Genomic DNA, 10450 nt, shown 5'->3' on the forward strand with positions numbered 1-10450 from the left:
TTTCCCACGGGCATTTCCCAAAGGGGGTCTCGTATGTCTTTATTATCTCTCCCGCGGCGTCGTGCGGGGATTTTGTTCGTTTTTCTTTCGGGTCTCGGGTTCGTGATCGGATGGGCCCCGCCGGCATCGGCGGTCGGGAATCTGAAACTGGGTCCGCTTGAGCTTCATCCCTACTTTCAGGTTTCCGAATCCTACGACAGCAACGTTTGCCGGTCGGAAGATATGGTCTGTCTGAGTCCGGATGATCCTTCCAAAAGCAAGGACGCGAACGACTGGCTGACCCTCTTCACCCCCGGGCTTCAGGCGGCGCTCCCTTTCCAGAATTCCCGTTTCGAGGCGGAGTATCGTGGAGACTGGGGCCGGTACAACGAGCTGAAGGTCTGGAACTACAGCGACAACCTGGCCAAGGGCAATCTGGCCCTCAACTTTGCCGGCGGCGTTTCGTTGCGAATAAAAGAAGAATGGACCAACGGCCATGACGCGCCCGGCTTTGCGCAGAGCCTTCAACTCGACCTCTACCATGAAAACACGGCCGGGGGGGGCATCGACTGGCAGGTCGGACCGAAACTGCGCGTGGCGGTGGATTATACGAACCTCATGCTGAACTACGCGGACGACGCCCGGAACGGGTTCCGGGACCGGACGGACAACACCGTCGGCGGAACGGTTTTTTACAAGATTCTGCCGAAAACCTCCGCGCTGCTGGAGTACGAGTACACCGACGTGAATTTTGTCGAGGGCGACGTCGCTACCAAGAGCGTGGACAACGCGACCCAGCGCGGTTATCTCGGTCTCACCTGGGACGTCACCGCGAAATCGAAGGGGACCGTGAAGGCCGGCTACGCCCGGAAGGATTATCAGGAATCCGGCGTGGACAACTTTCAGGGGGGGATCGTATCGATCGGCCTGAGCCATGAAATGACGCAGCGCACCTCGCTGAAGTTCGACGCGGTGCGGGACGTTCAGGAGAGCTACGTCGCGGGCCAGCCTTACTACCTGACCTCCGGCGGGCGCCTCGAGCTGATCCACGCCGTTCATCCGAAGGTCACCTTTAAAATGAACGCGGGTTTCAGCCGGGACCAGTATCCCGACGATATGACCGTCGGGACGGAGACCCGCAAGCGGATCGACAACAGTTGGGACCTGGGCGGCCGCTTTGAATACCGGATCCAGCCCTGGCTGAACCTGGGGCTCGGATACGATTATTCCCAGCGTCGTTCGACCTTTAGCGATTTTGGATATGTGGACAATCTGTACACCTTCAGCGTCGGGACCTTGTTGTAGGAGCGTCCCCGGTTTTTTCGCGTCCGCGCTGAGACGATTCGCGGCCCTGCTGATCGGCGCAGGGCTTATTCTCTCCGGAACGGCGTGGTCCCAGGATTATGTCCTGGGTCCGCGCGACGTCCTCAACATCACCGTTTACGATCACAAGGACCTCGAAACCAAGGTCCGCGTCAGCGAAGACGGCAAGATCACCTTCCCGCTCCTGGGCGAGATCAAGGTTTCCGGCCTCACGGTCCAGCAGCTCGAGCGAAGGATCACGACCCGGCTGGCGAACGGCTACATCGTCCATCCCCACGTCGGCGTCTTCGTCGAGGAGTTCCGCGTCGTGGTCTACGTCACCGGCGAGGTGAGCAAGCCGGGTTCCTTTCCCTACGAAGAGGGGATGACCGTGATCAAGGCCCTCAGCCTCGCCGGCGGGCTGACCGAGAAGGCGGCCGAAGGGAAGATGACGGTCACCCGGAAGGGCCAGGGCCCGAACGAGACCGCGATTCTTGTCGGGATGCACGATCTCCTCCGGCCGGACGACGTCCTTCAGGTTCCGGAGAAGCGGTGGGTCTACGTGACCGGCGAGGTCAAGAAGCCGGGCTCGTATTTGTTCGACGAACAAATGACGATCCTGAAGGCGATCACGCTGGCCGGAGGGCTGACCGACAAGGCCGCCCCGGCCAAAACGGAAATCATCCGGAAGAAGGAAGGAAAGGAAGACAAGATCCGCGTCAAGATGGAGGACCCGCTCCAGCCGGAGGACGTGGTGGTCGTCCCGGAAAGTTTCTTCTAAAGGAGTAAGGAGCGAGGAGTGAAGGGTAAGGGGAAAAAATGAATATTTGGAAGTGTGGAGCGTCTTCATTCTCCTTACTCCTAACTCCTCACTCCTAACTGGTTACGCATTGGAGTCATTATGCAAACCGAACCCGAAATCCATCTGCGCGATTACCTCCGCGTCCTCCAGAAACGGCGGTGGACCGCGATCACCTTTTTCGTGATCCTGGTCACCGTCGTGGCGGTGGTCACCTTCACGATTCAGCCCGTCTATCGCTCCGCCGTTCAGATCCTGATCGAACGGGAGAATCCCAACGTGGTTTCGATCCAGGAGGTCCTGGCGGTCGACGCCACCGCGACTGACTACTACCAGACCCAGTACGAGATCCTGAAGAGCGAGACCCTCGCCCGGCGGGTGATCGACCGGCTGAAGCTGGGCCAGAACCCCGATTTTCAGAACCCATCCGCCCGCTCGGAGGATTCGACGAGTCCGGATCCCGAGGAGAATTCCCGGCGGTGGTTGAAGACATTCCTGTCCCGGTTGACGGTGAGCCCCATCCGCAACAGCCGTCTCGTGAAGGTCGAGTTTGATTCGCACGATCCCGCGCTCGCCGCGCTCGTGGCCAACACCCTGGCCGATGAATACATCAATTACAACAGGGAGCTGAAGATCAAGGCGGCCCAGGAGGCCAACACCTGGCTCCGAAAGCGCGTGGACGAGATGCAGGGGAAGGTGCAGCAGTCGGAGGAGGCCTTCGAGAAATACAAGGAGAGCATCCCGGCCCAGATCACGGCCCAGGTCGAGTCCAAGGCCGAGTCTCGCGCCGCGATGAAGGAGATGGAGTCCCGCCCGGAGGTGGTCAACAACGCGTTCATTCAAGAGCTGCGGACGGAGGAGATCCGCCTGACGGCGAAGCAGTCGGAGCTGTCGAAAAAATACGGCCCGAAGCATCCCCAGATGATCCAGGTCGCCTCGGAGCTCGCGACGCTCCGCAACAAGCTGGAGCGGGAGATCAAGCGTCTGGTGGGCGCGGTGAAGATCGAGGAGTCCCCGCAGTACCTGCTCTTGAAGCGCGAGGTGGACGCCAACCGCCAGTTGTTCGAGGTCCTGCTCAAGCGGCTGAAGGAGACGGCCCTGACGGAGAACATCCCCAGGGGAAATATTCAGGTGATGGATGCGGCCCAGCCGTCCACGGTCCCGATCAAGCCGAAAAAAACCATGAACATGATCCTGGCCGTCGTCCTCGGCCTGGTCCTGGGCTCCGGCCTCTCGTTTTTCTTCGAGTACCTCGACAACACGATCAAGAGCCCCGAGGACATCGAGCGCGTGATCGCCGCGCCGCTGCTGGGGATCGTGCCCTCGGCCGGACGGAGGAAGAAATCGGCCGGCCCGTCCGGGAGGCCGTCTCATCCGATCGAAACCGTTCTGTCGGCCGAGCCCAAGTCCTCCTACGCCGAGGCCTACCGGACGATCCGGACCGGCGTCCTGCTGTCCTCGGCCGAGCACCCGCCGAGGGTGGTCCTGGTCACCAGTCCCGGACCGGTCGAGGGCAAGACCACGACCGCCGCGAACCTCGCGATCGCGATGGCCCAGGCCGGGAGCGCGACCCTCCTGATCGACGCCGATCTGCGCCGGCCGAGGATCCATCAGCTCTTTGAGCCGTCGAACGGGGGCGGCCGTTCCGAAGGGGATCGGGACGTGAACGTCAAAGGCCTGGGGCCGGTCCTGGTGGGCGAGGCCACGGCCGAGGCCGCGATCCGGCAGACTCCGATCCCGCTGCTCTGCATCCTTCCCTCCGGGCCCGTCCCGCCGAACCCGGCCGAGCTGCTGGGCTCGAACCGGATGCGGGACCTGATCAAGGAGGTGGGCCGGAAGTTCGACCGGATCATCATCGATTCCCCGCCGCTGGTCCCCGTGACGGACGCCACGCTGCTTTCGACCCTGTGCGACGGCGTGGTGCTGGTGGTGAAGGAATCCCGGACCACGAAGCTTCTGGCGACGGAGGCCCGGAAGCGTCTGGCCGACGCCAAGGCGAGGCTTCTGGGCGTCGTGTTCAACGACGTGGACCTGAAAAAGGACACCTACCGCTACTATCCCTATCAATCGTATTACGGGAAAGAAGATAAAAAGAAAGTAAGGAGTAAGAGGTAAGGAGTTATGATCGACCTCCATTGCCACATCCTGCCCGGCCTCGACGACGGGCCCCGGACGAGGGACGAGGCGCTGGCGATGGCCCGCATGGCGGCGGCGGACGGGATCGACACACTCGTGGCCTCGTCCCACATCACGCCGGGCGTTTACGATAACACGCCGGAGGGGATCGTCGCGGCCGCGGAGGCCTTCGGGGCCCGCCTCCGGCGGGAGGGGATTCCGCTCCGGATCATTCCGGGCGCGGATGTCCGGATGACGCCGGAGCTGCTGGACGGGGACGGCCGCCGTCTTTGCATCAACCGGGACACGCCGTATTTCCTGTTCGAGTTCCCGCACGACCTCGTCCCGCCCGGCAGCGAAGGGCTGGTGGAGGCCCTTCTCGGGAAGGGGTTGGTTCCCGTGATCACCCATCCGGAGCGCAACATGGAGTTCCAGCGACGGCCGGAAAAACTGGAGCCCTTTGTCAGGCTGGGTTGTCTGGTCCAGATCACCGCGATGAGCCTCACCGGCGGGTTCGGGCCGCGGGCGCAGTCCGTCGCGGAGCGGTTTATGAGGGAGGGCCGGGCGCATCTGATCGCGACCGACGCCCACGACACCGTGAAGCGGCCCCCGGTCCTTTCGCGCGCGCTCGAACGGGCCGAGGCCTTGGTGGGCGTCGAGGCCGCGCGGGCGATGGTTTTTGAGACCCCGGAGAAAATTGTAAGGGGAGAGGAAGTGAGGAGTTAAGACGCAAGGAGTGAGTAGTAAGGAATGAGGGGGAAAGACGGCATTGCGCATACGCTCTCCTAACTCCTTACTCTTTACTCCTAACTTCTCCCAAGCGAATATCCCCATGTTACTCGTCATCCAAACAGGCCTGATCGCACTCCTCCTCTTCGCCCCGCTGGCCTTCGGCTCGGTCGAGGTCTGGGCCCGGTCGGTTCTGGAGTGGGGCGTCTTCGGACTGGCCGGGCTGTGGCTGATCCGTTTCGGCTTCGCCCGGGAAGCGCCGCCCAAACTCCCGGGGCCGGTCTGGCTCATGCTCTCGGTCTTCGCCGGCTACGTCCTCATCCGGCAGGCCGCCGCGACCTCGCTTTATCCGCGCGGCACGCGCGACGCGCTGGCCCTCGCGACCGCCTACGCGTTGCTCTTCGCGCTCGTCGTCTCGACCGTCCGGACCGAGGCCGAGATCCGCCGGCTCACCCTGTCCCTCATCGTGATCGGCTTCGGCGTCGCCCTGTTCGCCATTCTCCAGCAGTATACCTGGAACGGAAAGATCTACGGACTCCGGCCCGTGACGGCGGGCGGGTCGCCCACCGGCCCCTTCGTCAACCGGAACCATTTCGCGGGCTACATGGAGATGCTGATCCCGGTGGCGATCGGGTACACGGCGGCCTCGTTCGCGGAGGCGCCGGCGCGGGGCGGCACGGCCTGGCGGCGCTTCGTCGACCGGCTCACCTCCGAGCGGGCCCATCAGTTTGCGCTGCTGCTGTTCATGACGCTGGTGATGTCGGTCTCCCTCGTCCTGACCCTGTCCCGCGCCGGGATCGTGAGCTTCGTGACGGCCCTGGCCCTGATCGGGGCGGTCTTCGTGTGGGGCCGGACCACGAAGCGCCGGGTCCTGTTGCCGGGCGCGCTGGCCGCGCTGGTCCTGATCTCCCTCGCCTGGTTCGGGCTGGGGCCGGTGATCGACCGGGTCAACACGCTGCTCCATCTTCCCGGGGATCCGTCGATGCGGGGGCGGATCGCGGTCTGGAAGGACGCGACAAGGATCATGGCCGACTATCCGATCATGGGATCGGGCCCCGGAACCTTCGGGGCGGTCTACCCGGCCTACAAGACGGTTCCCGATCCGGTCTTCTACGAGCACGCGCACAACGACTACGTCCAGTGGATGGCCGAGACGGGGATCGTCGGATTCGGCCTGGGCGCCGGAGCGCTCGGGATCCTGTTCGGCTTCATTCTCGCCGGCGGGCGGGCGCGGCGCAATCCCCGGGCAAAGGTACTGCTCCTGGGTGTCGTGACCGGCCTTGCGGCGATCCTGATCCACGGCCTGAACGATTTTAATTTTCATATTCCGGCCAACGCCTTCCTGTTCACGGTCCTGACGGGGATGGCCTGGAACCTCGCGCGGCCGGATCGATCGGACGCGCCGGACAGGCCGGCGGCCGGCCCCTGGCGTCCGGCGGCCGCCGTCGCGGGCCTGGCCGTCGTCGTGTGGCTGCTGTATCAGACCACGTCCGCGTTTGCGGCCGACCGGTATTACCGCTGCGGGCTGGAGCTTGAAAAGGCGGGAAAGCTCGATCGGGCCGAGGAGGAATACCGCCGTGCAATCGGTTGGGACCCGGCCCATCCGCAATACCATATGGCATTGGGCGGGCTGGACGAACGACGCTACAAACAGGGGGACGCGACGGCGCTGGCCCCGGCACGGTCCGAGATGGAACGGGCCGCCGCCCTGGCCCCGACGCTGGCCGCGCCGCATCTCGATCTGGGCTGGATCCACGCGCAGCTCGGGGAGACCTCCGAGGCGACGGAGGAGTTCGGCCGCGTACTGAAGCTGGACCCGACGAACCCCCTCTATCAGCATTACGTCGGCCTTTGGTTCGCCGCGACCGGACAGACCGACCGCGCCCTTTCGCTCGCGCAACGGCTTCGGGAGAACCGGCAGGATAAGTTGGCGGCGGAGATCGAGGAGCGGTTGAAGAAGACGTAATGAATGAGGCCAAACAAGCGACCTTTTTTGAGATGGCCCCTGTTGATTGGAAAAATGAAGTGTCGATGAACGAAATTAAAAACATTGTTAAAAAAATCTTTGGACGAAATTCATCTCCGAAGGACGCGTTTCTTTCTTACCATTACCAGCGCCACAACCAGAGACGGCTTGAGCATCTTGCCAGTCTGGGATTGGATCTGCACGGCGCCACGGTATTGGAGGTCGGGGCCGGAATTGGGGATCATACGAGCTTTTTTATAGACAGGGGCTGTAAAGTTGTTAGTACTGAAGCACGCAAGAGTAATCTCGACATACTCCGTTCCCGATATCCAGATATCGAAGTGAGGCATTTGGATTGCGACAATCCCGACCCCGATTTCAATGATCGTTTTGATATCGTGTACTGCTATGGTTTGCTTTATCATCTCAGAAAACCGGCCGAGGCGATTGATTTTATGTCGCGTCGCTGCAAAAAAATGCTTTTGCTTGAGACCTGTGTCTCGATGGGTGATGGAGATTCGATCAATCTTTGCGCTGAAGATGCAGATAATCCGACGCAGGCGATATCCGGAAAGGGGTGCCGGCCAACCCGGTACTGGGTCTACACGCAACTCAAGAAACACTTTGAGCATGTATACCTGCCGACGACGCAGCCCAACCATGAAGAGTTTCCCGTCGATTGGAGAGTTTCCCCCGGTCCGAATAGGTTAACGCGGGCGGTGTTCGTGGCATCGAGACACAAATTGGACAACAAATTCTTAATACAAGAAATTCCAATGCAACAAGCACGTGAATGATGAGGAGAGTGGATGCTTGACTCATGAATGACCTGAGCCCGGACAGACAAAAGCTGATGAGGCAATTAAATAATGCCTCTCGGTTTACAAAAAGGAAGCGTATCGCGCGCCTGGCCAGGCATCCTTGGAGAATGCTGTATCCGAAGTTGTTAGAGATCGGCCGAAGACCCAAGGAAATTAGATCTCGAACCTTTTGGGGAGGTGAGATGAATGTAATTTACCCCGAGACGGTGTCGATGAATATCTGGCGATACGGCTACTTCGAGGAGGCCGTGTGCCTCTATATAATAAATCATCTTAAAGAGGGAATGACTTTTATCGATATAGGAGCCCATTTTGGTTTTTTTACCCTTCTTGGGAGTCATCTTGTCGGCCCCAAAGGAAGGGTCCTGGCCTTTGAGCCGACCCCAAGCACCTGTCGGCAGTTACAAAAAAATATTGCCAATTATTCCGAGCACCCCAATATTCAAATTTTTAACTGCGCCGCATACAATGAAGAGCGTGAAATAAAATTTTATGACTATGGGATCCAATATTCGGCGTTAAACTCTGGTTTTGGGATCAGAAGAAAAGACGCGGCCGCATTTGCCAAAAATGAAATTAAGGTCGAAGCCAGGAAGCTGGATAATATCCTGAAGGAGGGCGGAATCGATCATGTGGATCTCATAAAAATCGATGCGGAATCATCCGAGATCCATGTGTTGAAGGGAATGGCGGAAACGTTAAATGGCAGCAGGCCCGCCCTCATCCTGGAGGTCGGGGATTTTGAAATCGAGGGCGTTCCGAGGTCGAAGGAAATTGTGGCCTGGCTGCAGGGGATGGGTTATTCCCCTTACCAGGTGCGGGAAGGAAAAACGGTCCCGCACGAGGTTATGGAAAACTACGAATACGACAATCTCTTATTTTTGCCAAACAATCGCTTAAGCCATTAAAATGCAGAGCCGCCGAATACTCATAAACGCAATGATGTCCGTGGCGCAGGTTATACTGATCACGGCCGTCCAATTCATTCTTTACCGGCTTTTGCTTAAGACCATCGGGATCGAAAGGTTGGGGATCTGGTCTGTCGTGCTCGCCACGACCTCCGTGGCCCAGATTGCCAACCTGGGTTTATCGGCCGGCGTTGTCAAGTTCGTCGCCAAGTATCTCGCCCGCGGGGAGGAAGAAACCGTGGTCGCGGTGATACAAACAACGGTTATTTCGCTCGGCCTCTTTTTCGCTTTGATTCTGGTCGTCGTCTATTCGGTGATCGGCATGCTGTTGGGCCTCGTCGTTCCGACGGCCCACCTTAAGGAAGCGCTTTCGATCGTTCCGTTCGCCTTGCTGTCGTTGTGGATCACGGTGCTTGCCGGCGTCTATCAGGCCGGGCTCGACGGTTACCAGCGCATCGATCTCCGAAGCAAGCTGCTCATGTCCGTTTCGGTCGTCAACCTCATCGTATGCTATGTCCTGGTTCCCAAGTTCGGATTAATGGGTCTGGCGTACGCGCAAGTGGCGCAATCCGGCCTTTTATTGATCGGAAGCGGCCTCGTTCTTAAACGCCGACTTCCGGTATTGCCGCTCATCCCCAGTCGTTGGAATCGTGAAGTATTCAGGGAAATGCTCGGTTACGGATTGAACTTTCAGGTCATAACAATCAGCCAGATGCTCTGCGACCCGATTACCAAGTCGCTTCTTTCGAAATTCGGCGGGCTTTCGATGACAGGTTTTTATGAGATGGCCGGCCGGATGGTCATGCAGGTGCGGGCCATGATCGTCTCGGCCAATCAGGTGCTCACCCCCGCCTTCGCCGACCTGGAAGTGAGAAATCCCGAGATGATTCGGAAGTTGTATAAAGATTCCTTCCGCTTGATTCTGTATGTGGCCGTTCCTTCATACGCAGCCCTGATCGCCTTTATCCCCATCCTATCTGAATTGTGGATCGGCCATTATGAAAAAGTATTTATTCTATTCTCCGTCCTTCTCGCCGCCGGCTCGTTTGTAAATACCCTGGCGGGTCCGGCTTATTTTGTGAACCTGGGGACCGGAGAACTCCGCTGGAACACCTGGGCACACGTCATCATCGGCGTCTCGAACCTGGCCCTGGGATGGTTTTTCGGAGGCATCCTCGGAGGAAAGGCCGTCGTGATCGCCTGGGTAATTTCATTGACGGCCGGCAGCCTCGTCATTCCTTTCTCTTACCACTATAAAAATAAGATCCCGGTCGTCGATTTGGTTTCAAAAGAGAATGGGCGAATCTTGTTGGCAAGCCTCCTCGGCCTGTTTTTTTCGCTACTGTTCTATAATCAAATGAACCACCGGCTGGCCCCTCTTGTGCTTGCGGCCCTTTGCGTCTTTTTCTTCTCCGCGATCCTGGTTGTCCCCATCTGGCTCCATCCCATGCGAAAACGATCCATGGCATGGATCGCCGATGAGTTCCTGCAAGTGCGAAAGGTCATGGCGGAGAAATGAAAAAATTCACGTCCCAGGAAATAAAAGACTTTGTCTCGAAACCCCTCTTTGATGAAAGAACAATTCTAAACAAAGATCCATCCTGGCCGAAAATTACGATTGTTACACCTTCTTATAATCAAGGTCGTTTCTTAGAACAAACAATTCTTTCTGTCTTAAATCAGAATTATCCAAACCTCGAGTACATCATCATGGATGGTGGTTCCAGTGATAACAGTGTGGAGATCATTCGAAAATACGAGAAGTACTTGTGTCGCTGGATATCTAAGCCCGATGAGGGTCAAGCGGCTGCTATTGCTGATGGTTTTTGCA

Annotated in this window: 9 protein-coding genes; all 9 read left to right on the top strand. The window is 58.8% G+C overall.

Annotation, left to right across the window (positions count from 1 at the left end; translation table 11 throughout):
• The first annotated feature begins 33 nt into the window (after positions 1-33).
• Complete coding sequence (locus tag VMN77_12610) at positions 34-1284, top strand: outer membrane beta-barrel protein (protein HTN44625.1); 1251 nt, start codon at positions 34-36, stop codon at positions 1282-1284.
• Positions 1241-2062 carry an SLBB domain-containing protein gene (locus VMN77_12615; protein ID HTN44626.1) on the top strand — a complete coding sequence of 274 codons (822 nt, stop codon included), beginning with the start codon at positions 1241-1243 and terminating at the stop codon, positions 2060-2062. Before VMN77_12610 ends, VMN77_12615 begins: the two co-directional genes overlap by 44 nt.
• Before the next feature lie 120 nt (positions 2063-2182).
• Positions 2183-4195 (top strand): polysaccharide biosynthesis tyrosine autokinase, encoded by a 2013-nt coding sequence (locus tag VMN77_12620; GenBank protein ID HTN44627.1) that lies wholly within the window; start codon positions 2183-2185, stop codon positions 4193-4195.
• A gap of 6 nt (positions 4196-4201) precedes the next feature.
• Positions 4202-4921 (top strand): CpsB/CapC family capsule biosynthesis tyrosine phosphatase, encoded by a 720-nt coding sequence (locus tag VMN77_12625; GenBank protein ID HTN44628.1) that lies wholly within the window; start codon positions 4202-4204, stop codon positions 4919-4921.
• Between the two features lie 106 nt (positions 4922-5027).
• On the top strand, positions 5028-6890 hold the full coding sequence (locus VMN77_12630; GenBank protein HTN44629.1) for an O-antigen ligase family protein: 1863 nt from the start codon (positions 5028-5030) through the stop codon (positions 6888-6890).
• Positions 6890-7687: a class I SAM-dependent methyltransferase gene (locus VMN77_12635; protein HTN44630.1), complete on the top strand. Its 798-nt coding sequence runs from the start codon at positions 6890-6892 to the stop codon at positions 7685-7687. The genes VMN77_12630 and VMN77_12635 overlap by 1 nt, the downstream gene beginning before the upstream one ends.
• A gap of 206 nt (positions 7688-7893) precedes the next feature.
• On the top strand, positions 7894-8619 hold the full coding sequence (locus tag VMN77_12640; GenBank protein ID HTN44631.1) for an FkbM family methyltransferase: 726 nt from the start codon (positions 7894-7896) through the stop codon (positions 8617-8619).
• A gap of 34 nt (positions 8620-8653) precedes the next feature.
• Complete coding sequence (locus VMN77_12645) at positions 8654-10138, top strand: oligosaccharide flippase family protein (GenBank protein HTN44632.1); 1485 nt, start codon at positions 8654-8656, stop codon at positions 10136-10138.
• Positions 10135-10450 (top strand): glycosyltransferase (locus VMN77_12650; GenBank protein ID HTN44633.1); only part of this gene is annotated, 316 nt, incomplete at its 3' end. The genes VMN77_12645 and VMN77_12650, both read left to right, overlap by 4 nt.

This window comes from Nitrospiria bacterium (genome assembly GCA_035498035.1).
GTDB lineage: Bacteria > Nitrospirota > Nitrospiria > JACQBZ01 > JACQBZ01 > JACQBZ01.